The following is a 23,196-nucleotide window of genomic DNA, read 5'->3' on the forward strand; positions in this document are numbered from 1 at the left end:
CCGTCCCGCCCTTCGGGGTGGGGCGGGCCCGCTCCCGTGTACCGGGATGCCACGGCGCGATCGTGCGACGAGAACAGGCGATGCGTCCGGAACAGGTCGGATCCTCGCGGATCGCCCTGTTCTCGGCGCATCGCCTGTTCTGGTACTGCCCGGAAGCGGGAAGCGCGCGGGCGGCAGTCCCCCACGGCCGCCGCCCGCGCGCGCTTACTTCGCCGGCTTCTTCTCCGGCACGGGCGCGTTGCCCGAGGCCCGCAGCTCGGCGTAGTACGCCGCCGCTTCGTTCTGACGGTCGTCCTCGACACCGGTGGCGATCGATGCGCGCACGTGCTCCGGGCCGTAGCCGAAGGCATCCACGAGGTCCTGCGCATGCGGGCGGAGCCGCGCGCAGAGACGGTCGATGTAGCTCGAGACCGCCGCCGCGCGCTGCGTCGACAGGCGCCCGTTGATGAGGTGCCAGGCGAGGTGCTTCTCGATGAGCTGGAGGCCGAACAGGTCCCGCAGCCATGTCATCACCTGCAGGGTGCCGCGGTCTTCGATGCGGTTGATCGCGTCGGTGAACGCCTCCCACTGGAGCAGCTCTCCGTGCGCGCGCGCCGCCTCGATCAGCTCGGACTGGTTCGCGTTGAAGAGCGCGGCCGCATCTTCCCGGGAGAGCTTGGATGCCGGACGCAGACGACCCGCGATGTCGGCGATCATCTGCTGGACGCGACCGGCGAGCAGCTCGTGCTGCTGATCGGCGCGGAGTCCGCGCTCGACCGAGCGGGCCGTGGACCCGAGGTCGGTGACGGCCTGGCCGAGCTGACGCAGCCCCGCCCCGTGGAAGAGCTTGCCCGCGGTCTGCCCGACGGCGAACGCGGCGAGGGCCTTGGCATCCTTGCCCTTGAACTGGCGGGCGTAATCGGCGAGCAGGCGCTTGCCGACGAGCTGCAGGAGGATGTTGTTGTCGCCCTCGAACGTGACGAAGATGTCGAGGTCGGCGCGCAGCCCCACGAGACGGTTCTCGAACAGGAACCCCTGGCCGCCGCAGGCCTCGCGGGCCTCCTGCAGCGTGTCGAGCGCGTGCCAGGTCGACAGCGGCTTGAGGGCCGCGGCGAGCGTCTCGAGGTCTTCGCGGTCGGCGTCCGTGTCGAGCGCGCCGCTGAAGACGCCGTCGAATTTCTGCAGGAACTCGTCGTGCGCGAAGATCTCGGCGTAGGTCGTCGCCAGGCGGGGCAGAAGGCGCCGCTGGTGCTTGCCGTAGTCGAGCAGGGTGACCTCGGGGGTGCCGCTGCCGGAGTCGAACTGGCGACGCTGATTGCCGTAGGTGATCGCGATGATGAGGCCGATGGCCGACGCCCAGGCGGCGGCGCCGTCGAGCGAGACACGACCCTGGACGAGGGTGCCGAGCATCGTGAAGAAGCGACGGCCGGGGCTGGCGATGTCGCTCGAGTAGGTGCCGTCGGCGGCGACGTCGCCGTACCGGTTGAGGAGGTTCGTGCGCGGGATGCGGACGTGGTCGAAGTGCAGGCGACCGTTGTCGATGCCGTTCAGACCGCCCTTGAGGCCGTCGTCCTCGCCGCCGATACCGGGGAGGAAGGTGCCGTCCTCGTCCCGCAGGGGCACGTAGAAGCAGTGCACACCGTGGTTGACGCCGTTGGTGATGAGCTGGGCGAACACCGTGGCGGCTTTGCCGTGAAGCGCGGCGTTGCCGAGGTAGTCCTTCCACGCCCCGCGGAACGGCGTGTGGATGACGAACTCCTCCGTCTCGGGGTCGTAGGTCGCGGTCGTGCCGATCGCCGCGACGTCCGAGCCGTGACCGGTCTCGGTCATCGCGAAGGCGCCGGGGATCTCAAGGCTCATGATGCCGGGAAGCCACTTGTCGTGGTGCTCGGCCGTGCCCAGCTGCAGCACGGCGGAGCCGAAGAGGCCCCACTGCACGCCGGACTTGATCTGCAGGCTCGGGTCGGCGGCGACGAGTTCCTCGAAGCCGGCGATGTTCGCGCCGTTGTTCTCTTCGCCCCCGAAACGCTTCGGGAAGGCGCGGTGCACCGCGTTGTTCTGCACGAGCAGGTGCAACTGGCTCAGGGTGCGCTCGCGGTGAGCGTCCATCCCCAGGCTGTCGTCACGCCACAGCGCGGGATCTTTCAGCATCTCGCGCGCCTGGCGACGGGTGTCACCCCACGTGCCGAGCAGCAGGTCGGTGACCCGGTCGATGTCAATGCGCGCTTCGGCGGCTTCGGCGGCGGAGTGCGGAGCGGACGGGGCACCCCCGACGGGTGTGCGCGTGCTCGTGGCGGGCGTGGTGGGACGGACGGCGGCGTCGGTCATTTCGGCACCTTTCGACGTTGCAAAGGGATGCCACCACGGTAGGAGTCCCACAACGCACCGGCAAACAGTGTGTGCGGTGTCGACAATGCGTCGGGGCGACGGGAGGCGCGGTCGTTGTGGGGGGTCAACATTCCCGTGCGGTGGCTGTGGACGCGGCGAGGGCGGCCGGCGGCTTCGACGGGCTCAGTCACCCGGGGCGGGTGCGCGGGGCGCGGGGCCGAGGGGGCTTCGACGGGCTCAGCCACCCCAGGCGCGCGGGGCCGAGGGGGCTTCGACGAGCTCAGCCACCGCGGGGACGCATCCCCTCGAGCCACGGCCCCTGAGCCCGTCGAAGGGACCGGAACCCGCGTCAGTTCGCGGCGACCACCGTCAGGATGCCGTCACCGTAAGCCTCGCGCTTCTTCGCGCCGATGCCGGTGATGCCGTCGAGGTCGTCGACCGATCCGGGCCGCGCGGCCGCGATGGCCCGCAGCGTCGCGTCGCCGAAGACGATGTAAGCCGGCACCCCCTGCTCCCGCGCCTTCTCGGCGCGCCAGGCGCGAAGCGCCTCGAAGAGGTCGCGGTCGCCGGGGGCCACGTCGTCGGCGCTCGACTTCCTCTGCCGGGAGGACCCGCCCCCGCCGGTGCGGCCGAGCGCGTCGCGCCGGAGCGGCACCGGCGTCTCTCCGCGCAGCACCCCGGCCGACGCCTCGCTGAGCGCGAGCGTGCCGTAGTCGCCCTGGGCGACGATGATGCCTCGGGCCAGAAGCTGACGGATGACGCTGCGCCAGTCCTGGTCGGAGAGGTCGGCGCCGAGGCCGTACGTGCTGAGCCGGTCGTGGCCCTGCTGCGAGATGCGCTCGGTCTTCGCTCCGCGCAGGATGTCGATCAGGTGCCCCGCGCCGAAGGCCTGACCCCGTTCGCGCTGAAGACGCACGATGGTCGAGAGCAGCTTCTGCGAGGCGATGAGTCCGTCCCACGTCTCGGGAGGGGTGAGGCAGGTGTCGCAGTTGCCGCACGGCTCCGACTTCTGGCCGAAGTAATCGAGGAGGTTCTGGCGGCGGCATCCGACCGTCTCGCACAGGGCGAGCATCGCGTCGAGGTGCTGGCCCAGACGCATCTTGTAGGAGCGATCGCCGGGCGATTGATCGATCATGCGGCGCTGCTGCACGACGTCTCCGAGCCCGTACGCCATCCACACGACCGAGGGATCCCCGTCGCGTCCCGCACGACCGGTCTCCTGGTAGTAGCCCTCGACCGACTTGGGCAGGTCGATGTGGGCGACGAACCGCACGTCGGGCTTGTCGATCCCCATGCCGAACGCGATGGTGGCGACCATGATCACCCCGTCTTCGCGCAGGAAGCGCGACTGATTCGCCGCGCGCACGGACGTGTCGAGGCCCGCGTGGTACGGCAGGGCGTCGAGGCCCTGCGTGCAGAGGTACGCCGCCATCTGCTCGACGCTCTTGCGGCTCAGCGCGTAGACGATGCCGGCCGCCCCCTCGGGCTGGCTCTTGATGAACTGCACGAGCTGACGGCGCGGGTCGACCTTGGCGTCGATGCGGTACTGGATGTTCGGGCGGTCGAAGCTCGCGACGAAACCGCGCGCATCGCGGAGGCGCAGGCGCTCGACGATCTCTTGCGCGGTCGCGGGGGTCGCAGTGGCCGTGAGCGCCATGCGCGGCACCCCGGGGAACCGGTCGGCGAGATCGCCCAGGGCGAGGTAGTCGGGCCGGAAGTCGTGACCCCACTGCGACACGCAGTGCGCCTCATCGATCGCGATCACGCTGAGGCGGCCGCGCGAGAGCAGACCGAGGGTCTGTGCGCCGTTGAGACGCTCGGGGGCGACGTAGAGCAGGTCGAGTTCGCCCGACAGATACGCCTGCTCGACGGCTTGGCGCTCGGCCGGAGCCTGCGTGGAGTTGAGGTACCCGGCACGCACGCCGTTGGCGATGAGCGCCTCGACCTGGTCGTGCATGAGCGCGATCAGTGGACTGACGACGAGCCCCGTTCCGGGGCGGACGAGAGCGGGCACCTGATACGTGACGCTCTTGCCGCCGCCCGTGGGCATGAGGACGACCGCGTCTCCGCCGTCGACGACGTGCTGCACGATGTCGGCCTGGTCGCCACGGAAGGCGTCGTACCCGTAGACCTCGTGGAGCACTTCGCGCGGGTCGCGACCGGTGAAGTCGCGCACGGCCGGGAGCTCACGGGCCGTACCCGTCGCGGCGACCGCGCGCGCGAACGCGGACGTGGGGTCGACGGGCGGGGGTGGGGCGTCGAGGTCGTCGGGCGGGGCGAAGAGATCAGGGTCCCAGTCGGCGTCCGCGTAGGGGTCGTCGTACCCGCCGAACGGCTCGGGCGGCGCGTCGGCGTAGGGCTCGGGGGCGGCGCCGGAAGAAGTCACCCGTCCACGGTAACCCGGGGTTCCGACACCCGCGCGAGCCGACCGGGCATCTGGGGACGGGGCGTCAGGAATCCGGGGTGTGCAGACGCGCCAGGTAGCGCTCGACGCGGAACGGCACGCCCGCCCGGTCGCGCAGCGACACCCCCACGATGACGGCGGTGGTCAGCGGGATCGTCCAGGCCGCGGGCTGAGCGAGGAGCGCAGCCCACGGTCCGGCATCCGGGATCATTCCTCCGCCGACGAACGCGGCCCCGCACGCCAGCGCGCCCACGACCATGCCGGCGACCGCGCCGCGAGCCGTCAGTCGCGGCCACCAGACTCCGAGCAGGAGCACGGGAGACAGGGTGGATGCCGCGAAGACGAAGACCGCGCCGACACTGGAGACGAGGCCCGCCGGCTCGGTGAGCAGGGCGACCGCGAGCGGCACCACCGTGCACAGCACCGCCGACAGGCGGAAGGAGCGGACGCTGCCGCCGAACACGTCCTGACTCACGACACCCGCGAGCGAGACCACCAGACCCGAGGAGGTCGCGAGGAACGCGGCGAACGCCCCCGCGACGATGAGCGCCGTGAGCAGTTCGCCCACCAGGCCCGGGAAGAGTCGCGCGGGGAGAGCGAGCACCACCGTGTCGGCGAGGCCGCGCACCGCCAGATCCGGGGCCACCACGCGAGCGATGAGCCCCATCGTCGACGACACCGCGTAGAACGCCCCGATGAGCACGATGACGACCACGGTCGTGCGCCGCGCCGATCCCCCGTTCGGGCTGGTGTAGAAGCGCACGAGGACGTGCGGGAGACCGATCGTCCCGAGCAGGAGGGCGAGGAGCAGCGAGACGGTCGCGTACGTGTCGACCGACGCGGGCCCGTACGCGGTCGGGAAGATCGTCGCCGGATCGTGCTCGCGTCCGCCCTGCGAGAGCACGACCAGCAGGAAGACCGCGGGGACGAGCAGCGCGGTCAGCTTCAGCCAGTACTGGAACGCCTGCACCGCGGTGATCGCCCTCATCCCGCCGGCCGCGACGATGGCCGCGACGAGGGTGGCGACGACCACGGCGCCCACCCACCCGGGCACGTCCGCCACGACGCCGAGCGCGAGGCTCGCGCCGTGCAACTGCGGCACGATGTACAGCCAGCCGATCACGAGCACGACGACGCTCGTGACCCCGCGGGCGGCCCGCGACTCGAGCCGCGCCTCGATGAAGTCGGGGATCGTGTACGCGCCGCTGCGCCGGAGCGGGGCGGCGACGAAGAGGAGGACGAGCAGATACCCCGCGGCGTACCCGATGGGGAACCAGAACCCCTCGGCGCCCGAGAGCAGCACGAGGCCGGCGAGGCCCAGGAACGTCCCGGCCGAGAGGTATTCGCCGCTGATCGCCGAGGCGTTCCACACGCTTCCGACGCTGCGGGAAGCGACGAAGAAATCGCCGGTCGTGCGGGACAGACGCACGCCCGAGAACCCCAGGACCGCGGTGACGACGATCAACAGCCCCACCGCGGTGAGGTCGAAGGCGGGGTTCACGCGTCGGACCCGGGTTCGGCAAGGTGGCGGTAGCGCCGTTCGTTGCGCGCCGCCGCCCGCACGAAGATGAGCGCGAACACGAGGATCACCGGATAGAACGCGTAAGCCTGCGCGAGCCACGACAGCGGGACGCCGAGAACGACGGGGTCCCCCAGCTCGGGCAGGATCGCGATCACGACGGCGAGCGCTCCCGCGACCACGAGGAACGCGGCGACGCAGCCGATCGCGAGCCGCAGCTGCGCCCGGACGAGTCCTCGCGAGAAGACGTCGTCGGCCTCGGCGGGCGCGCGTCCCGGCAGAGCGAAGCCGCGCGTGGAGGGGCGCGGCACCCGATGCGATCCGGATGCCGTGACCCGCACGCGCGGCAGGCGCGGCGGCTCGTCGGTCATGGCCTCCCATCGTGGCATCCGGAGCGTCCGTCGTCGATGCGCGTTCCCCGCCGCTCACACCTCGCGCGAGAGGCGGACCGGGGGCATCGCGGCGGCGGGATCGAGATCGACGCGGCGGGCGAGGCATCCGGTGCACCGCACGTATCGCACGCGCCCCTCGCTCGTGACGTGCGCGGACTCGGTGACCCACGCGTGTTCGTGGACGGATGCCGCGACGGGCAGCGACAGGGTTTCGGGGGCACTCATGATGTCAGCGTGCTGTAATGCCGTTATGCATCTCAACCCTTACGGTGAGTACGCGGTCCTGCTCGCGGCCTCGCTCGCGAACGACTGGCCCGGCGACCGCGACGGCGTCGAGGAACGAGCACGGCTGCTGGGCATGTCGATGGATTTCCCGGTCGGCGTCGACGACCACGAGCGCACACGCGACGTCATCGACGACTGGCTGCGCGTCGTGGACGAGCCCGACCCCGACGCCCGAGCCGCCCTCCTCAACGCGCAGATGGCCGCGGTCACCGCCTACCCGCGGCTCACCAACCACAACGGCGAAGGGTGGCACCTGCACTATCGCGACGAGAACGACGCGCTCCCCCGGGTCTTGGCCGCGGTCATCTCGGTCGGCACGGCGCTGCATCTCGTCACGCGCGGGCAGGACCGCCTCGCCCGGTGCGCGGCGGAGCCGTGCGTCAACGTCGTCGTCGACGTCACGCGCAACGGACGCCAGCGGTACTGCTCGGTGCGCTGCGCGAACCGCGCGGCCGTGCGCCGGCATCGCGCGCGGGCGTAATCCCGGCGCCCGACGAGAGCGTGTCCCACTTTTGGCCACGTGAGTCCGTCCACAGCCGCACTTTTCGGGACATCCTCCGCGAAAAGTGGGACGAGGGGTACGCCGCGAGGAATGCCCGCCTCAGCGCAGCAGAGCGTCGCGCACCGACGGCACGAGCCGGCGACTGACCGGCAGCTCGATCTCGGGCAGGACCACCGAGGGCGCCGAACCCGACAGACGCACCTCGACGATGGCATCCCGATGCACGAGGGTCGACCGGTGCACGCGGACGAAGCCGACCTCGGCCCACCGCTCGGCGAGCTCCGACAGCGAGACGCGGACGAGGTGATCGGATGCCGCCGTGTACAACCGCGAGTAGTCTCCCTGCGCCTGCACCCACCGCACGTCGGCCCGGCGGACCATACGCGTCACTCCGCCGACCGTGACCGGGATCGCCTCATCGGCGGACGGTGCGGGACCGGCGTCGATGGCGCGATCGAGAGCACGGCGGAGGCGCTCGACGCGGACGGGCTTGAGCACGTAGTCGACCGCCTCGACGTCGAACGCCTCGACCGCCCCCGCGTCGTCGGCGGTGACGAACACGATCGCGGGCCGCTCCCGCAGGCGCGCGAGCGCGCGGGCGAGGTCGAACCCCGAGAGCCCCGGCATGTGCACGTCGAGGAACGCGACCGCGACGTCGACCCGCTCGAGAACCCGAAGCGCCTCGGCCCCGCTCGCGGCGGCGTGCACCTCGCCCACCCGCGGGTCGGCCGACAGGAGCGCCACCAACTCGGCACGCGCGGGGGCCTCGTCGTCGGCGACCAGGACGTCGACGCTCACGGGTGCGCCGTCTCGTGCCGCGGCTGCGACTTGGGCACGCGCAAGCGCACCGCGGTGCCCGCGCCGACGTTCGTCTCGACGACCAGGCCGCCGGCCGGACCGTAGAGCTGGCGCAAGCGCGCGTCGACGTTGCGGAGCCCCACGTGGGTGGACGCGGCGTCGAGGTCGAGGAGGGCAGCGAGCTCGTCCGGATCCATGCCCACGCCGTCGTCGTCGACCACGACCTCGGTGTGCGTCCCGTCGTCGATCGAGGTCACGGTGATGACCCCGCCCCGCTCGCCCGGCTCGAGTCCGTGCCGCACGGCGTTCTCGACGAGCGGTTGCACGGACAGGAACGGGATGACCGTCGCCAGGGTCTCGGGCGCGATCCGCAGACGCACCGACAGGCGGTCTCCGAACCGTGCGCGTTCGAGCTCGAGGTAAGAGTGGATGCTGCGGAGTTCTTCGGCGAGGGTCGTGAACTCTCCCTGACGGCGGAACGAGTACCGCGTGAAGTCGGCGAACTCGAGGACGAGGTCGCGGGCGCGCGGCGGGTCCGTCGAGATGAAGGAGGCGATCGCGGTCAGCGCGTTGTAGATGAAGTGCGGGCTGATCTGCGCCCGCAGAGCGCGCAGCTCCGCCTCGGCGAGCGCGGCACGCGACGCGTCGAGCCCGGCGAGCTCGAGCTGTGCCGCGCACCACTCGGCGACGTCGCCCGCCGCGCGCACGAGCGGCCCGCGCACGGGCGACGCGAAGGCGATCACCGCTCCCCAGACGCGCCCGTCGACGACGATGGGTGCCCCCACGGCCTCGCCGTCGCTCTCGGTGAACACCTGCCGGCGACCGGTCTCGCGCACGCGCGCGGCGATCCGGCGAGCCGAAGCGGTCAGCGCCTCCGGGCCGTCCAACGCCACACGATCCTCGGCCGCGTCGACGATCGCCACCGCCTCCGCCGCGAGGAGCGTACGCAGATGCTTGGCCGCGCGGGTGGCATCCGGTTCATCCCGTCCCCCGCGGAGAGCGGATGCCGCTGCCACGGCGAGGTGCAGGGTACGGTGCGTCGCCCGCTCCGCGTCGCTGCCGAGGTCGCGCGGCGCGAGGGCGAAGCGGCGCGCGAAGACCAGGGCGAGGGTCAGCGCCGCACCGACGACGACCCCCGCGGCTCCGGCGAGCAGCGGTGCGTCGAGCATGCTCGCAGCCTAGTCAGCAGCAGCGGGCGCCGGGATTCGCGTCCTGCTCGGCCGCCCGCTGCCGCCAGAACTGCCGCTCGGTCAGCGGGACGTCGCCCCGGTGGTGCACCCGGTGGTGCGCGACGTACACGTCGTAGGCGCGATCGCCCATGAGCGTCGTCACGTACCACCGGATGCCACGCCCCACCCGCACCAGCCCCTCCCCCAGGCGGGCAAGGGCGGAACGCGTCTCCACCGAGTCGCTCATGACGCCCTCAGTGGTGCGCCGACGCGGTCGGACGATCCGGGTGGTCGGCCGGGAGGGCCTCCCACTCCTTCTCGATCTCGCGCTCGGCCCGGGTGGCGAGGAAGCCGGCGGGGGCGAATCGACGGGATGCCACGGGGGCGTCCTCGAGGTCGGCGCCGCCGCCGTTTCGCAGGGCCTTCACCGTCACGATCACGGCCATGAGGATGACGACGATCGCCAGCGTCACGAAGATCACCGACAGCACCCCCTGGACGAACGTGTTGCGGACGACGGCCTCCATCGCCGCGACCGTCTTCGCGGTGCCGAACTCGGTCTTGCCCGCGGCGAGCGCGTCGCGGAACGCGATGTGGTTCGCCCAGTATCCGACCGCCGGGACCGGCGAGAAGATCTTGTACATGGATGCCGTGATCGTCACGACCGCGGCGAACGCCAGGGGCAGCGCGACGATCCACAGCCACCGGAAGTACGACCGTCCGCGCTTGGCGACGATCGCGAGCACCACGGCGAGCGCGATCGCGGCGAGCAGCTGGTTGGCGATGCCGAACAGCGGGAAGAAGGTGTTGATGCCGCCCAGCGGGTCGGTGACACCGAGGATGAGGATCGACCCCCACCCGGCGACCATGATCGCCGTGCAGATCCAGACGCCGGGACGCCAGGAGAGGTCCTTGAACTTCGGGAGAACGGTGCCGATCGAGTCCTGGAGCATGAAGCGGGCGACGCGGGTGCCGGCATCCACCGCCGTCAGGATGAACAGGGCCTCGAACATGATGGCGAAGTGGTACCAGAACGCCATCATCGCCTGGCCGCCCAGGGCCTGTTGCATGATGTGCGCGAGGCCGAGGGCGAGCGTCGGCGCTCCACCGGTGCGCGAGACGATCGAGCCCTCGCCGACCGCTGCGGCGGTGGTCGTGAGCATGTCGGGGGTCAGGTTGACGCCCGCGAGTCCGAGGCCGTTCACGAACGCGACCGCACCCTCGACCGTGCCGAGGGTGGCGGCCGGAGAGGCGTTCATCGCGAAGTAGATGCCGCGGTCGATCGACAGGGCGGCGACGAGCGCCATGATCGCGACGAACGACTCCATGAGCATGCCGCCGTAGCCGATGAAGCGCGTCTGGCGCTCCTTCTCGATGAGCTTCGGCGTGGTCCCCGAGGCGATGAGCGCGTGGAATCCGCTGAGCGCTCCGCACGCGATCGTGACGAAGAGGAACGGGAAGATCGGGCCGCTGAAGACCGGGCCGGTCTCCCCACCCGCGAACTCGCTGAACGCGGGAACCGAGATCTCGGGCCGCACGAGGACGATGGCGCCGGCGAGCATCACGATGACGCCGACCTTCATGAACGTCGACAGGTAGTCGCGGGGAGCGAGGAGCAACCACACCGGCAGGACCGCGGCGACGAACCCGTAGATGATGATGCCCCACGCGATGATGGAGCGGTCGAGGTGGAAGGCCGCGTAGCCCCACTCGGTCGAGGCGACCCAGCCGCCCGCGACGATCGCGCCGATCAGGAGCACGAAGCCGATGATCGAGATCTCGGTGATGCGCCCCGGGCGGATGTAGCGCAGGTAAAGGCCCATGAAGAGGGCGATCGGGATCGTCATCGAGACGCTGAACACACCCCACGGGCTCTCGCCCAGGGCGTTCACGACGACGAGCGCGAGGATCGCGACGATGATCAGCATGATGAGCAGGCTCGCGAGGATCGCGGCGGTGCCGCCGATCTTCCCGAGCTCGTCGCGGGCCATCTGGCCGATCGTGCGGCCGCCGCGGCGCATGGAGAAGAACAGCACGAGGTAGTCCTGCACCGCGCCGGCGAGGATCACGCCGACGATGATCCAGATCGTGCCGGGTAGGTAGCCCATCTGCGCGGCGAGTACGGGACCGACGAGGGGTCCGGCGCCGGCGATGGCGGCGAAGTGGTGGCCGTAGAGCACGCGACGGTCGGTGGGGACGTAGTCCTTGCCGTCCTGCTTGCGCTCGGCGGGGGTGGCCCGACGGTCGTCGGGACGCGTGATGTAGCGCTCGATGACCTTGGAGTAGAAGCGGTAACCGATCAGGTAGGTGCAGATCGCGGCGAACACGAACCAGATCGCGTTCACCGTCTCTCCGCGCACGATCGCGAGCATCGTCCACGCGAGGCCGCCGAGCAGGGCGATCCCGACCCACAGGGCGATCTTCGCGGGCGTCCATCGGCTGCGGAGCCGATCGGGAGGGACGGCGACCGGGGGAAGGTTCGGGTCGGTGACGACGTCATCGTCGACGGAAGCGCTCATGGTGTCTCCTGCTCGCGGCGTTGCGGACTCGGACAGTGAACCGGATGCCGCGGGCCCGACGCCGTGGCATCCGGTCATCGTGCGGTGAGCGGCGTGAACGGTGCGGTGAACGGTGCGGCTGGTCCCTTGAGCCTGTCGAAGGGACCGGGGGCTTCGACGAGCTCAGCCACCTACGACGCGGCGGAGGTCCCTGAGCCCGTCGAAGGGACCGGATGCCGCGGTGTCGAGGGGGTGCGGAACACCGCGCGCGCCCCGTACGTTGCTGGAGAGAACCCGACGACAGGAGGCGCCATGACCGACGCACTGACCGTGACCCGCAACGATGAGGCCCACCGCTACGAGATCCACGTGGACGACGAGCTGGGCGGGTTCCTCGAGTTCCGCCCGGCCGGTGAGGGCCGGGTCGTCCTCCCGCACACCGAGGTCGACCCCGCGTTCAAGGGACGCGGCCTCGGCTCCGCACTCGCGAGCGACGCGCTCGCCGACCTCGCCCGTCGCGGCGACAGCATCATCCCCTCGTGCCCGTTCGTCGCCCACTATCTGCGCGAGAACGACGTCCCGGGCCTCATCATCGAGTGGCCGGAAGACCACGACGCGGCCGACTCGGCAGACCCCAGCGAACCGGCATGACCCGCCTCGACGTCGCCCCTCCGGAATCCGAGAGCCCCGTCGACTGCGACGGCCCGCGCGCCCTCGTGGTCGAGGCGCGGGAGGTTCCGCTCGGCGGCGTGCGCGGCATGGAGGTGCACCGCACGCTCCCCCACCGCGCGCTGCCGATGGTCGGGGCGTGGTGCTTCCTCGACCGGTTCGGCCCGCAAGAGACCACCATGCGCGTCGAGCCCCACCCCCACATCGGGCTGCAGACGGTGACCTGGCCGATCATCGGCGAGGTCCGCCATCGGGATGCCGTGGGCAGCGACGTCGTCGTCCGCCCCGGCGCGCTCAACCTCATGACCAGCGGCGAGGGGATCGCGCACTCGGAGTACTCACTCGGCCAGGGACCCGTCGCTCTCGACGCCCTGCAGCTGTGGGTCGCTCTGCCCGAATCGCGGCGCCACGGCGGACCGGCCTTCGAGCGCCACGAGAACCTCCCCGTTCTCGACCTCGGCGAGGGCGCCGACGCCGTCGTCGTGATGGGCGAGCTGGGTGCTGTGAGCTCTCCCGCAACGGTGCACACGCCGATCGTCGGGGCCGAGATCCGCCTGCCCGCCGGCGTGCGGGTGCGGCTCCCGTTGCGGCCGGGGTGGGAGCATGCGCTCTACGGCATGACCGGAACCACGGATGTCCAGACAGGAATGGATGCCGTCGACGCCGACGCCGCGCGACGCTCGGAGCCGCTCCCGGCTGGAGCAGATGGCGCGGTCTCGGTGGACGGAAGCCGCCTGCTGTACCTCGGGAAGGGGCGGGACCACGTCGATCTCGTCAGCCCCAAAGGTGCCCGCGTGTTCCTCCTCGGCGGAGAGCCGTTCGAGGCCGACATCGTGATGTGGTGGAACTTCGTCGGACGCACGCACGACGAGATCGTCGAGGCTCGCGAGGCTTGGGAGGCGCACGCTCCCCGCTTCGGCCAGGTCATCGACCACGGCCCCGAGCGCATCCCCGCTCCACCGCTCCCGGCGGTGCGCCTCACGCCCCGTCGCCGGCGCTGACCCGCCCGCCCGAGCCACGCGCGGCGCCCTCCTCACCCCGCGTCGTCGCCCGCACCGCGCGGCGGTGCGCACTCCCATCGAGTGTCCAAGAAACCCGGGAATCGCCCGCACTCTTTCCGGGTTTCTTGGACACTCGACGTCGAGAGACACGGGCGCGGGCAAGACGGGGCCGCCGATACGCTGAGGCCATGGCCTCGGCATCCGTTCTCTCCACCCGCGTGCTGCTCGTCTGCGCGGCGATCGGGGTCGGAACGGGCATTCTCGGCGGAGCGGCGGGATGGCTGACCCTCGCGGTGCTCGCCGCGGCGCCGTGGGCCTACGGTCTCGTCCTCGGGTCGCACGTGCTGCCCGGGATCATCGCGCAGCAGGTGGTCCGCCGGCCCTGGGTCGCCCTCGTCACGCACGTGCTCGCCGCCCTCGTCGCGAGCGCCATGGCGCCGCAGTGGACCTTCCGTTTCCTCGGGACGGCGATCCTCATCGGCGGCATCCAGGAGGGGGTCGCGGCCCTCACCCGCTACCGCGTGTGGGCACCGGCGCGCTTCTTCATCTCCGCGGTCATCGTCGGCATCGTCATCGCGGTGCCGGTGTGGTTCGCGGGCGACATCGCGAGTCTCGTCCCGGTCGCCCGGGTCGCGGCGGTGGCGATCAGCATCCTGGGTCCCGTCGCGTGGACCGCCGTCGGACTCGGCATCGGCTCGGGCCTGCGCGGCGCCGGGGTCGCCCGGGGTCTCTCGACGCCGAGATGAGCTCGAACAACCGAAGTTAGGGCGCACTAAGTTGGGGAGCGTACGCGCCCCCGAGGACTCGCCCGTGACCACCCGCCCCCACCCCGTCGCCGCCCCCGCCCCGTCGGACACCGACGCGCTGCTGAGCCTGCGCGACGTGGCGATCACGCATCTCGACGCGCCCGCGGCGACGCCGTCCGCCGTGAGCTTCGACGTCGAGCCCGGAGAGGTCGTGCTGGTGCTCGGCCCCAGCGGTTCCGGCAAGTCGACGCTCGCTCTCGCGCTGAACGGCCTGATCCCGCACTCCGTTCCGGCCACGGTCGAGGGCACGGTGCGGGTGGCGGGACAGGATGCCGCGACCGCGACGATCGCCCAGCTCGCGGTCACGGTGGGCATGGTGTTCCAGGATCCCGATGCCCAGCTCATCACCGGCACGCTGCTCGACGAGGTCTGCTTCGGTCCCGAGAACCTCCGACTGCCGGTCGACGTCGTCCTCGCCCGCGCGGAGGCGGCCCTGCGGCGCATGGGGCTCTGGGAGCGACGACACGAATCCCCCGACGTCCTCTCCGGCGGTGGGCGCCAGCGCCTGGCCATCGCCTGCGCGCTCGCGATGGGCTCACCGGTGCTCGTCCTCGACGAGCCCACCGCCAACCTCGATCCGCGCGGCGTCGACGACGTGTACGCAGCCCTGCGCGAGATCGTCGCCGAGGGCGATCGCGCTCTGGTCCTCGTGGAGCACAACCTCGACGCGGCGATGGGGCTCGTCGAACGCGTCGTCGTCCTGGACGGCGAGGGATGCCTCGTCGCCGACGGTCCGGTCGACGACGTGTTGCGCGCTCGCGCCGACGAGCTCCACGCCCTCGGAGTCTGGCTGCCGACCGCGACGCTCGCGGCCCTGCGCCTGCGGGACGCCGGATACCCCTTCGAGCGGCTCCCGCTCACCCCGGCCGAGCTGAGGGACGCGCTCGAGGGGATGCCCGCCCGGGGCGTGGCATCCCTCCCCCGTCCGCAAGAGCGACACCACGGCGACGCTCTCGTGAAGGTCGAGGGGTTGCGCCTCTCGCGCGGGCGCACGCCCGTGCTCCACGGGATCGACCTCGAAGTCGCGGCGGGCGAGTTCGTCGCGGTGGTCGGGGCGAACGGCGCCGGCAAGACGACGCTGGTCCAGGCGATCGCGGGAGTCCTCCGTCCCCCGCCCGGGACGGTGCGGGTCGACGGTCTGGACGTGGGCCGCACCCGCGCCCGCACACTGGCGCGGCACGTCGGGTTCGTGTTCCAGAATCCCGAGCACCAGTTCATCGCGACGACCGTGTTGGACGAGATCGCGCACGGCCTGCGGGCGCAGCGTCTCGGCGACGCCGAGGTGCGGCGCCGCGCGGAGGAGTTGCTCGCCCGCTTCGGGCTCGCCGACAAGGCCGGCATCCATCCGTTCCTCCTCTCCGGGGGTCAGAAGCGGCGTCTCTCGGTCGGCACCGCGCTCGTCGGGGGCGCGCGCCTGCTCGTGTTGGACGAGCCGACGTTCGGCCAGGATCGTGCGCGTGCCGAGGAGCTACTCACGCTGCTCGACGACCTGCGCGAGGACGGCACGACGATCATCGTCGTCACGCACGACATGCAGGTGGTCGCCGAGCACGCCGACCGGCTGATCGTCGTGGACGAGGGACGGATAGCGGCCGACGGCCTCGTCGCGGACGCGTTCTCCGACCCGGCGCTCATCGCGCGCGCGGGGCTGCGCACGCCGCCCCTGCGCGAGGCCTTCGCGGGGCTGCGGAGACACCCGGAGCTCGCGACGGTCGAGCGCCTGCGCGACCTTCCCGAAGGCACCCGATGACCGCCGTCGTGGAAGCCGATCGTCCGACGGCGCGACGGGGACTCGGGGCGCTCAACCCGCTGGCGAAGATCGCCGGCCCCGCCCCCGCCATGATCGCCCTCGTCTTCGTCCGCGACCTGTCCACACCGCTCGTGTTCCTCTGTCTCGCGTACGCCGCGCTGCTGCTCGGCGCCCGTCTCACGCGCCGGGGGCTCGGCATCCTGATCGGGGTGATCCCCGTCGCGATCGTCGTTGTCGCCGCGGGATTCGCCCTGTGGGTCGACCCCGCGCGGGTTGCGGGCACGAGCGAGGTCGTCCGGCTCGGCGACGGGGCGGTGACGCAGGGGGCGCTCATGATCGGGCTCGCCACCGGTCTGCGGCTCGCGGCGATCATGGCGCTCGCGTTCATCGGCGGGCTCACGACGGAGGGGTCCGATCTCGTCCGTTCCCTCGTGCAGCAGCTGCGCGTGCCGTCCCGCATCGGGTACGCGGCTCTCGCGGCGATCCGCTTCGTCCCGCGCTTCGGACACGAACTCGCCGTGATCCGGCAGGCGCACCGCGTGCGCGGTGCCCGGGGTGGAATCTGGTCGGCCCCGGCGCGGGCGGCGGGATACGTCGTGCCGCTGTTGGCCGGAGCGATCCGTCACGCCGAGCGCGTCGCCCTCGCGATGGACGCGCGGGCCTTCGGCGCGCACCCCGACCGCACCGAGCGGCACCTGGTCCCGTGGCGTCGGCGCGACACGGTGTTCGTCGGGGCGTTCTGGGCGGTGTCGGCCGCCGTCTTCGTCGTCGTGCGCCCGTTCTGAGCGATCCGGGTCCCGGAGCCGTGGCATCCGTCCCCCTAGACTCGGGGAAACCTGAGGAGAAGCCATGCCCCGGCGCCGTCGCACCGTCGCGCAACACGCTCGCCTGCGCTCCCCGCATCCGTTCTCCCAACTGGCCAAGCTGCTGGCCGTCGCCGCCACGGTCGTCCTCGTCGCGGTCGTCGGCGTCACGGCGTACACCGCGGTCGATCTGACCTCGGACTACGTCGCCGAAGCGGTCGCCGTCGAGAACCAGCCGGCCATTCCGCCCGACCTCGGACAGCTCGAGGGCGGCGTGAACATGATGGTCGTCGGGATCGACGCGTGCGAGGAGCACCTGAAGGCGCTGTTCGGCGAGCGATGCGAGGGCGCGGATGCCGAGGGCCAGCTCAACGACGTCAACATCCTGATGCACATCTCCGACGCTCCGCGGCGGGTCACGGTGGTGTCGTTCCCGCGCGACCTGCTCTTCGACGCCCCCGCGTGCGACACCCCCGACGGCGGCCGGTGGGGCGGCGGCTTCGTGCAGATCAACGAGATCTACACGTACGGCGGCCTGTCGTGCGTGATGACGGCCATCTCGGACCTGAGCGAGCAGCAGGTGCAGTTCGGTGCCATGGTCACCTTCGGCGGGGTGATCGAGATCACGAACGCGATCGGCGGTGTCGAGATCTGCCTCGCGAGCCCCATGCGCGACGAGAACACCGCGATCGACTGGCCCGCCGGCCCGCGCACGATCCAGGGCTACGAGGCACTGCAGTTCCTCCGCACGCGCTACGGCGTCGGCGGTAGCGACCTCGCGCGCATCAGCAACCAGCAGCAGTACATGTCACGACTGGCGCGGAAGCTCGTCAGCGAAGAGGTGCTGTCGAATCCCGCGACGGTGTTCCGGCTGGCATCCACGGGGCTGCGCAATGTCACGCCCACGCAGAGCCTCACGAACCCCCTGACCCTCGTGCAGATCGCCTCCGCGGTGAAGGACGTGCCGTTCGAAGACATCGTGTTCGTGCAGTACCCGACCGTGACGGCGAGCTCCGACGCGAACCGGGTCGAGCCGAACGACGCGGCGGCCCAGGTGCTGTGGGACGCTCTGTCGGCGAATCAGGCGATCGAGGTCACCGGTGACGTGGGCGCGAACGGGGGCGTGATCGCCGAGCCCTCGCCCGACGAGACGGCCGCGCCGACCGACGCCCCCGAGGTCGAGGCGGGATCGGTCGATCCGACCACCGGTGCCGTCGCCCTGCCCGAGTCGATCACCGGGTCGAGCGCGGCGCAGCAGACGTGCAGCAACGGCGTCGTGAACTGACGCTCGGGGTCAGTAGCTCGGCGCGGCCGGGAGGTTGAAGAACGCCTCGAGGGTCGAGTAGCCGCCGTCGTGGTACGCCTGGGCGAGCTCGGGGCCGATGTAGCGCAGGTGCCAGGCCTCGGGTTCGTATCCCGAGACGCTCTCCTGCCCGTCGACGTAGCGGATGACGAAGCCGTACTCCCAGGCGTGCTCGCGCACCCACGCGCCCTGCGACGAGCCGGCGACGTCGTCGAGCGACCCGCACGAACCGCTGCACGGCACGATGTCGACCGCGAGGCCGGACTGGTGCTCGCTGAAACCGGCGCGGGCGCTCTCGCGGTCGGCGGCCGCCACCCCGCCCACGGCGACGCGGCCGGCGTAGGTCTCCTGCTGGGTCCCGTACGAGCGGAACGCACTGAGGTACCCGATCTCACCCGCCCCCGCATCGTCGGCCGCCCGCACGAGCGTGGTGAGGGCCTTCGCCGCCGAGGACCGCATCGCGCTCTGCTCGAGCGCGCGGACGCCGTCGGGCATGACGAGGTCGTCGGGGCGCCAGTCGACGGGGTCGTACGGACGCTGCTTGTTGACCACGACCCACTGGTGCGTCGGGTCGCTGAGCGACACGCACGGAGCGATCCCGGATGCCACGGCGTCACGGAATGCTGCCCCGCCCCCGGCCGCGGCGATCGCCGCTCCATCGTCCTTCGCCGCGAGGGCGGAGGTGAACGCGGGGTTGTCGCACGGGGTCGTGGCGGCCGGAGCCGCGGCGAGGGTCGGGACCGGCAGACCCTCGGCGGGGACGGCCGGGGGGCCCTGGACCGAGGCCACCGCGTCGGGGCCGGCGGCGTTGGCCGGGCCCGTGGCATCCTGTCCCCCGCCGGACGCGGCGATTCCGATGGCGATAGCGCACGCGGCGACGACGACGGCCCCCGCGGCGGCGACCGCGAGGCGTCGGCGCAGGAGCAGGGCGCCGAGGGCGGCGCGCGGTGTCTCGCGCAGGGCGCGACGCGAGGGGGTGCCGAGCTCCCCGCCGGATGCCGGCGGGGTCTCCCGCCGACGGAGCCGGGAGCCCTCGTCGGGCATCGGCTCCTCGAAGGTGGAACGGCGCCGAGAGGACGCGGGCTCGGGAATCGGAATGGCTGCCGTCGCCCGACGTTCGGCCTCCGCGCGCGCGGCGCGACGGGTCGGAAACGTCGGATCGGAGGGACTCATTCCGTCCATTGTCCCCCGCACCGTCTCTCGGGTCGACCCGCCGCCCGGCTCGTTCGGCTCATTCCCGGTTGCACCCCGGAGATGCCGACGGCACGCTGAGGGGAACCGTGTCACGATCCCGGGAAGGGAGCGATCATGCTCGAAGACGAAGATCGCGAGCTCATGCGCGCCGTCAAGCGCTACCTGCAGCGCGTCGATCGGCTGGCCGCCACCGAAGCCGCCGAGGAGCGCACGCCGCTGGGCATCGCGCTCAGCGATCACCTCGGGGTCGACGCGGCATCCGTCCCCGTCCTGACCGAGTCCGTGCCCCCGCACCGGCTCGTCGACGCCGATGTCGCGCTCGACGAGCTGACGGCAGAGCGCGGCGGAACCCTCCTGGGCGTCAGCGGCGGCGAACAACGCCATCACTCGTCGGTCGCCGACCTGATCAGCAACGCCCACACCCGCTTCGCTCCGGGGCCGGTGTCGTACGAGATGAGGGCGACGGGCCCGCACACCGAGCGCCGCATCGTGGCCTTCGGTGTGCGTCTGCTGTCGTTCGCGGGTCACCCGATCGCGATCGTCCAGCGCGGCGCCTCCCCGCGCCATGGCGAGCAGACCGCGCGCCTCGAGATCCTGAGCGCGGACCAGGATGCCGCGACCGAGCTCGTCACCGAGCTCCGGCGCCTGATGGTCGAGAGGAGCGTCCTCAAGGGACGCGTGCTCTCGTTCGTCCCCACCGAGTACGGGCACGACGCGGGTGCGACGTTCCTGGATCGCCCCGACGTGCCGGCCGACGACATCGTGCTCGAGGACGGGGTGCTCAAGCGGGTCGTCGAGCACGTCGTCGGGGTCGGCGAGCATCGCGATGCCCTCCGCGCGGCGGGGCAGCACCTCAAGCGCGGCGTACTCCTCTACGGACCGCCCGGAACCGGCAAGACCCTCACCGTCCGGCACCTCCTGTCGCGCACCCCCGACACGACCGCCGTCGTCCTCACCGGCTCGAGCATCCGCTTCATCGCCGCGGCGGCGGAGATCGCCCGCACCTTCCCGCCGTCGCTCGTCGTGCTGGAGGACATCGACCTCGTCGCCGCGGACCGGGGCTACTCGCCGCAACCGATCCTGTTCGAGGTGCTCGACGCGCTCGACGGGCTGGAAGGCGACGCCGACGTGGCCTTCGTCATGACGACCAACCACGTGCACATCCTCGAGGAGGCGCTGGCCGCGCGACCGGGTCGCGTCGATCTCGGCGTCGAGATCCCCCTCCCCGGAGCGGACGCGCGGCGACGACTGTTCCGTCGGTACGCCGCCGACCTCCCTCTCTCGGATCGGGCCCTGGATGCCGCGGCCGACCGCGCCGAGGGCACCACCGGCTCGTTCGCGAAGGAGCTCATCCGCCGCACGGTGCTGATCGCCGCCGTGCGGGGCGACGGCGCCGGGGTGACCGATACCGACCTCGAGACCGCGCTGGACGACCTGCTGTCGTCGGGAGCGGCGCTCACGCGGCTCCTCCTCGGGGCACCGGGAGAGGATGCCGCGGCGCCGGGCGATCACGTCCACATTCACCACGGCGCCTCGTACCATCCCTAAGGGGATCCGCGTACGAACTTTGCGGGCATGCGGTTGCCTCACTATCGAATCTGTGTTCGAATGTGGTGATGAGATGGCAAGGTCAGCAACTCGGCGTCGATGACACCGCGGCGCTCCCCGGAATGGAGCGGATGGACGGTCTCGTGCGCTCGGTCACGACGCCCGAGTTCGCCGGCATGACCTTCCACGAGGTGCTCTGCAAGAGCGCGCTCAACCGCGTCCCCGGTGTCTCGGCGATGCCGTTCGACTGGACGGTGAATCCGTATCGGGGCTGCACCCACGCGTGTTCGTATTGCCTGTCCCCCGACACACTGATCCTTCGAGCCGACGGACGCCACGTCCCCCTGTCGGAACTCCGCGTCGGCGACGAGATCATCGGAACAGAACAAGGACCGACATACCGTCATTACGCCCGCACAACGGTCCTGGCGAAGTGGGCGACTCGCAAGCGTGCACACCGCGTGACTCTCGCAGACGGCACCGAGATCGTTGCCAGCGAAGACCACCGCTTCCTGAGCAATCGAGGCTGGAAGAGCGTGCGGGGGGCGATGAGTGGGCGTGAGCGGCGACCGCACCTGACCCTGATGAACCGGCTCCAGGGTTTCGGCACCGGCCACCGCGCTGACTCATCCGGTCCAGGGCCTGACTGGAAGCGCGGTTACCTCACCGGCATGATCCGCGGCGACGGCATGGTGTTCCACAAGAGCTACGACGACGGCCGTCGGGTCCGACTCGTTCACCGATTCCGACTCGCGCTGGCCGACCGCGAGGCCCTCGACCTCACTCGCGCGTTCCTCGAGGAGATCGACGTGCCGACGATGGTCCGACCGTTCGCCGTTCGCCCAGGCCGCAAGCCGATGACGGCGCTGCACACCGCTCGGCGCGACGCCGTCGCGCGCGTGGAAGAGTTCATCACGGTCCCCCCGGACCGTTCGATGGATTGGCTGGCGGGCTTCCTCGGTGGGATATTCGACGCAGAGGGAGCGCATTCCGGAGGCATCGTTCGAATCTCGAACTCCAACACGGAGCTTCTTGATCTGACGGAACAGGCGATGCGTGCCTTCCGTTTCGACGCTGTCAGGGAGCCAACGCGGCCCAACGGTGTCGTCTACATTCGGCTGAGGGGCGGTCACGCGGCGCGAGATCGGTTCTTCAGCGTCGCCCGCCCCGCCATCACTCGCAAGCTCGATCTGATCGGCCGAGCCGTCAAGACCAGCTCAGACCTGCGTGTCATCTCGATAGACGACCTCGGGCATGAGATCGACATGATCGATATCACCACCGGTACCGGTGACTTCATCGCCAACGGCGTCGTCAGTCACAACTGCTTCGCCCGGAAAACCCACGAGTATCTCGACCTCGACTACGGTGCCGACTTCGACTCGCAGATCGTCGTCAAAGTCAACGTCGCAGAGGTACTCCGGACGGAGCTCCAGCGCGGGTCGTGGTCCCGCGAGCCGGTCATGCTCGGCACGAACACCGACCCGTATCAACGCGCGGAGGGGCGCTATCGATTGATGCCCGAGATCATCGGAGCGCTGACCGAGAACCGCACCCCGTTCTCGATCCTCACCAAGGGCACGCTGCTGCGGCGCGACCTTCCCCTGCTCACGGACGCCGCCCGAGAGGTGAAGGTGTCCCTCGCGATGTCGATCGCCGTCTTCGACGACGCCCTGCAGCACTCGATCGAGCCGGGAACCCCCAGCGCCGAGGCACGGCTCGAGACGGTTCGGGCGGCGACGGCGGCGGGTTTCCGCGTGACGGTGTTCCTGATGCCGATCATGCCGCACCTCACCGATTCGGTCGCCGCTCTCGACGACGCCCTCGCCCGGATCCGCGCGGCCGGAGCGGCACGCGTGGTCTACGGGGCGCTGCACCTTCGCCCCGGGGCCAAGCAGTGGTTCCTGCAGTGGCTCGAGCGAGAGCACCCGCACCTCGTGTCGTCGTATCGGGGGCTGTACCCCGGCGTCTCCGTCTCGGCCCCCAAGGCCTACCGCACGTGGCTCGGCAAGCGCATGCGTCCGCTCCTGCGGATGCACCGTCTCGACGGGTGGGACGAGGACGACCACCCCCGCGGGCGCCCGCAGCCCGGCCTGGCCGCGCGGACGCCGCCGGTGAGCAGCCTCGGCCCGTTGCGCAGCACCGGGGTCCCGGCATCCGTGAGGCCTCGGGTCGCCCCCGCGAGCGAGCCGACCCTCTTCTGAACGCGAGAACCCCCGCCGCGGCTGCGACGGGGGTTCCGGGATCC

Annotated in this window: 19 protein-coding genes; 9 read left to right on the top strand and 10 right to left on the bottom strand. The window is 71.3% G+C overall.

The features are described from left to right. Positions 1–204: 204 nt before the first annotated feature. The 5 genes from MTES_RS05530 to MTES_RS05550 form a co-directional block, all read right to left on the bottom strand. Positions 205–2,307 (bottom strand): acyl-CoA dehydrogenase, encoded by a 2,103-nt coding sequence (locus MTES_RS05530; RefSeq protein ID WP_013584223.1) that lies wholly within the window; start codon positions 2,305–2,307, stop codon positions 205–207. 349 nt (positions 2,308–2,656) lie between these two features. After that, positions 2,657–4,693 (bottom strand): DNA helicase RecQ, encoded by a 2,037-nt coding sequence (gene recQ / locus MTES_RS05535; protein ID WP_013584224.1) that lies wholly within the window; start codon positions 4,691–4,693, stop codon positions 2,657–2,659. Positions 4,694–4,757: 64 nt separating this feature from the next. Beyond that, positions 4,758–6,212 (bottom strand): cation acetate symporter, encoded by a 1,455-nt coding sequence (locus MTES_RS05540; RefSeq protein WP_013584225.1) that lies wholly within the window; start codon positions 6,210–6,212, stop codon positions 4,758–4,760. Further along, positions 6,209–6,601 (bottom strand): hypothetical protein, encoded by a 393-nt coding sequence (locus MTES_RS05545; protein WP_013584226.1) that lies wholly within the window; start codon positions 6,599–6,601, stop codon positions 6,209–6,211. Before MTES_RS05545 ends, MTES_RS05540 begins: the two co-directional genes overlap by 4 nt. A gap of 54 nt (positions 6,602–6,655) precedes the next feature. Beyond that, complete coding sequence (locus MTES_RS05550; RefSeq protein WP_013584227.1) at positions 6,656–6,847, bottom strand: hypothetical protein; 192 nt, start codon at positions 6,845–6,847, stop codon at positions 6,656–6,658. A 25-nt stretch (positions 6,848–6,872) separates the two neighbouring features. Here MTES_RS05550 and MTES_RS05555 point away from each other — a divergent pair, with 25 nt between their 5' ends. Then, on the top strand, positions 6,873–7,388 hold the full coding sequence (locus tag MTES_RS05555; RefSeq protein ID WP_043361080.1) for a CGNR zinc finger domain-containing protein: 516 nt from the start codon (positions 6,873–6,875) through the stop codon (positions 7,386–7,388). Between the two features lie 120 nt (positions 7,389–7,508). On the opposite strand, the gene MTES_RS05560 is transcribed toward MTES_RS05555, so the two are convergent. The 4 genes from MTES_RS05560 to MTES_RS05575 are packed head-to-tail and all read right to left on the bottom strand — an operon-like array spanning position 7,509 to position 11,895. Beyond that, positions 7,509–8,207 carry a LytR/AlgR family response regulator transcription factor gene (locus MTES_RS05560; protein ID WP_013584229.1) on the bottom strand — a complete coding sequence of 233 codons (699 nt, stop codon included), beginning with the start codon at positions 8,205–8,207 and terminating at the stop codon, positions 7,509–7,511. Then, positions 8,204–9,376 (bottom strand): sensor histidine kinase, encoded by a 1,173-nt coding sequence (locus tag MTES_RS05565; RefSeq protein ID WP_013584230.1) that lies wholly within the window; start codon positions 9,374–9,376, stop codon positions 8,204–8,206. The genes MTES_RS05560 and MTES_RS05565 overlap by 4 nt, the downstream gene beginning before the upstream one ends. Before the next feature lie 13 nt (positions 9,377–9,389). After that, on the bottom strand, positions 9,390–9,623 hold the full coding sequence (locus MTES_RS05570; RefSeq protein ID WP_013584231.1) for a YbdD/YjiX family protein: 234 nt from the start codon (positions 9,621–9,623) through the stop codon (positions 9,390–9,392). A 7-nt stretch (positions 9,624–9,630) separates the two neighbouring features. After that, positions 9,631–11,895, bottom strand: a complete 2,265-nt coding sequence (locus MTES_RS05575; protein ID WP_013584232.1) for a carbon starvation CstA family protein — start codon at positions 11,893–11,895, stop codon at positions 9,631–9,633. 291 nt (positions 11,896–12,186) lie between these two features. Between MTES_RS05575 and MTES_RS05580 the strand changes: the two genes are divergently transcribed. The 6 genes from MTES_RS05580 to MTES_RS05605 all read left to right on the top strand — a co-directional run bounded on the left by MTES_RS05580 (position 12,187) and on the right by MTES_RS05605 (position 18,188). Then, the gene (locus MTES_RS05580) at positions 12,187–12,525 is read left to right on the top strand and encodes a GNAT family N-acetyltransferase (protein ID WP_013584233.1); all 339 of its coding nucleotides are present in this window, start codon (positions 12,187–12,189) and stop codon (positions 12,523–12,525) included. After that, positions 12,522–13,544 (top strand): pirin family protein, encoded by a 1,023-nt coding sequence (locus MTES_RS05585; RefSeq protein WP_013584234.1) that lies wholly within the window; start codon positions 12,522–12,524, stop codon positions 13,542–13,544. The genes MTES_RS05580 and MTES_RS05585 overlap by 4 nt, the downstream gene beginning before the upstream one ends. A gap of 188 nt (positions 13,545–13,732) precedes the next feature. Continuing rightward, the gene (locus tag MTES_RS05590) at positions 13,733–14,290 is read left to right on the top strand and encodes an ECF transporter S component (protein WP_013584235.1); all 558 of its coding nucleotides are present in this window, start codon (positions 13,733–13,735) and stop codon (positions 14,288–14,290) included. A gap of 64 nt (positions 14,291–14,354) precedes the next feature. Beyond that, positions 14,355–16,100, top strand: a complete 1,746-nt coding sequence (locus tag MTES_RS05595) for an ABC transporter ATP-binding protein (RefSeq protein WP_050901756.1) — start codon at positions 14,355–14,357, stop codon at positions 16,098–16,100. Continuing rightward, on the top strand, positions 16,097–16,885 hold the full coding sequence (locus tag MTES_RS05600; protein WP_013584237.1) for an energy-coupling factor transporter transmembrane component T family protein: 789 nt from the start codon (positions 16,097–16,099) through the stop codon (positions 16,883–16,885). The genes MTES_RS05595 and MTES_RS05600 overlap by 4 nt, the downstream gene beginning before the upstream one ends. A 64-nt stretch (positions 16,886–16,949) precedes the next feature. Continuing rightward, positions 16,950–18,188, top strand: coding sequence for an LCP family protein (locus MTES_RS05605; protein ID WP_013584238.1), 1,239 nt, complete (start codon positions 16,950–16,952; stop codon positions 18,186–18,188). 9 nt (positions 18,189–18,197) lie between these two features. On the opposite strand, the gene MTES_RS05610 is transcribed toward MTES_RS05605, so the two are convergent. Continuing rightward, a complete protein-coding gene (locus MTES_RS05610; protein WP_013584239.1) occupies positions 18,198–19,379 on the bottom strand; it encodes a M15 family metallopeptidase in 1,182 nt (393 codons plus the stop codon). Between the two features lie 135 nt (positions 19,380–19,514). Here MTES_RS05610 and MTES_RS05615 point away from each other — a divergent pair, with 135 nt between their 5' ends. Beyond that, on the top strand, positions 19,515–20,948 hold the full coding sequence (locus MTES_RS05615) for an AAA family ATPase (protein WP_013584240.1): 1,434 nt from the start codon (positions 19,515–19,517) through the stop codon (positions 20,946–20,948). Positions 20,949–21,016: 68 nt separating this feature from the next. Next, on the top strand, positions 21,017–23,152 hold the full coding sequence (locus MTES_RS19700; protein WP_193374911.1) for an intein-containing Rv2578c family radical SAM protein: 2,136 nt from the start codon (positions 21,017–21,019) through the stop codon (positions 23,150–23,152). The last annotated feature ends 44 nt before the right edge of the window (positions 23,153–23,196 follow it).

It is taken from the genome of Microbacterium testaceum StLB037, assembly GCF_000202635.1.
Classification (GTDB): Bacteria; Actinomycetota; Actinomycetes; order Actinomycetales; family Microbacteriaceae; genus Microbacterium; species Microbacterium testaceum_F.

Excerpts from the sequence above, each read along its gene's own strand:
- MTES_RS05575 (WP_013584232.1), bottom strand. The coding sequence starts at position 11,895 with ATGAGCGCTTCCGTCGACGATGACGTCGTCACCGACCCGAACCTTCCC.
- MTES_RS05565 (WP_013584230.1), bottom strand. The coding sequence starts at position 9,376 with ATGCTCGACGCACCGCTGCTCGCCGGAGCCGCGGGGGTCGTCGTCGGT.
- MTES_RS05590 (WP_013584235.1), top strand. The coding sequence starts at position 13,733 with ATGGCCTCGGCATCCGTTCTCTCCACCCGCGTGCTGCTCGTCTGCGCG.
- MTES_RS05550 (WP_013584227.1), bottom strand. The coding sequence starts at position 6,847 with ATGAGTGCCCCCGAAACCCTGTCGCTGCCCGTCGCGGCATCCGTCCAC.
- MTES_RS05615 (WP_013584240.1), top strand. The coding sequence starts at position 19,515 with ATGCTCGAAGACGAAGATCGCGAGCTCATGCGCGCCGTCAAGCGCTAC.
- MTES_RS05585 (WP_013584234.1), top strand. The coding sequence starts at position 12,522 with ATGACCCGCCTCGACGTCGCCCCTCCGGAATCCGAGAGCCCCGTCGAC.
- MTES_RS05530 (WP_013584223.1), bottom strand. The coding sequence starts at position 2,307 with ATGACCGACGCCGCCGTCCGTCCCACCACGCCCGCCACGAGCACGCGC.
- MTES_RS05610 (WP_013584239.1), bottom strand. The coding sequence starts at position 19,379 with ATGAGTCCCTCCGATCCGACGTTTCCGACCCGTCGCGCCGCGCGCGCG.
- MTES_RS05605 (WP_013584238.1), top strand. The coding sequence starts at position 16,950 with ATGCCCCGGCGCCGTCGCACCGTCGCGCAACACGCTCGCCTGCGCTCC.
- MTES_RS19700 (WP_193374911.1), top strand. The coding sequence starts at position 21,017 with ATGAGATGGCAAGGTCAGCAACTCGGCGTCGATGACACCGCGGCGCTC.
- MTES_RS05570 (WP_013584231.1), bottom strand. The coding sequence starts at position 9,623 with ATGAGCGACTCGGTGGAGACGCGTTCCGCCCTTGCCCGCCTGGGGGAG.
- MTES_RS05580 (WP_013584233.1), top strand. The coding sequence starts at position 12,187 with ATGACCGACGCACTGACCGTGACCCGCAACGATGAGGCCCACCGCTAC.
- MTES_RS05600 (WP_013584237.1), top strand. The coding sequence starts at position 16,097 with ATGACCGCCGTCGTGGAAGCCGATCGTCCGACGGCGCGACGGGGACTC.
- MTES_RS05555 (WP_043361080.1), top strand. The coding sequence starts at position 6,873 with ATGCATCTCAACCCTTACGGTGAGTACGCGGTCCTGCTCGCGGCCTCG.
- MTES_RS05545 (WP_013584226.1), bottom strand. The coding sequence starts at position 6,601 with ATGACCGACGAGCCGCCGCGCCTGCCGCGCGTGCGGGTCACGGCATCC.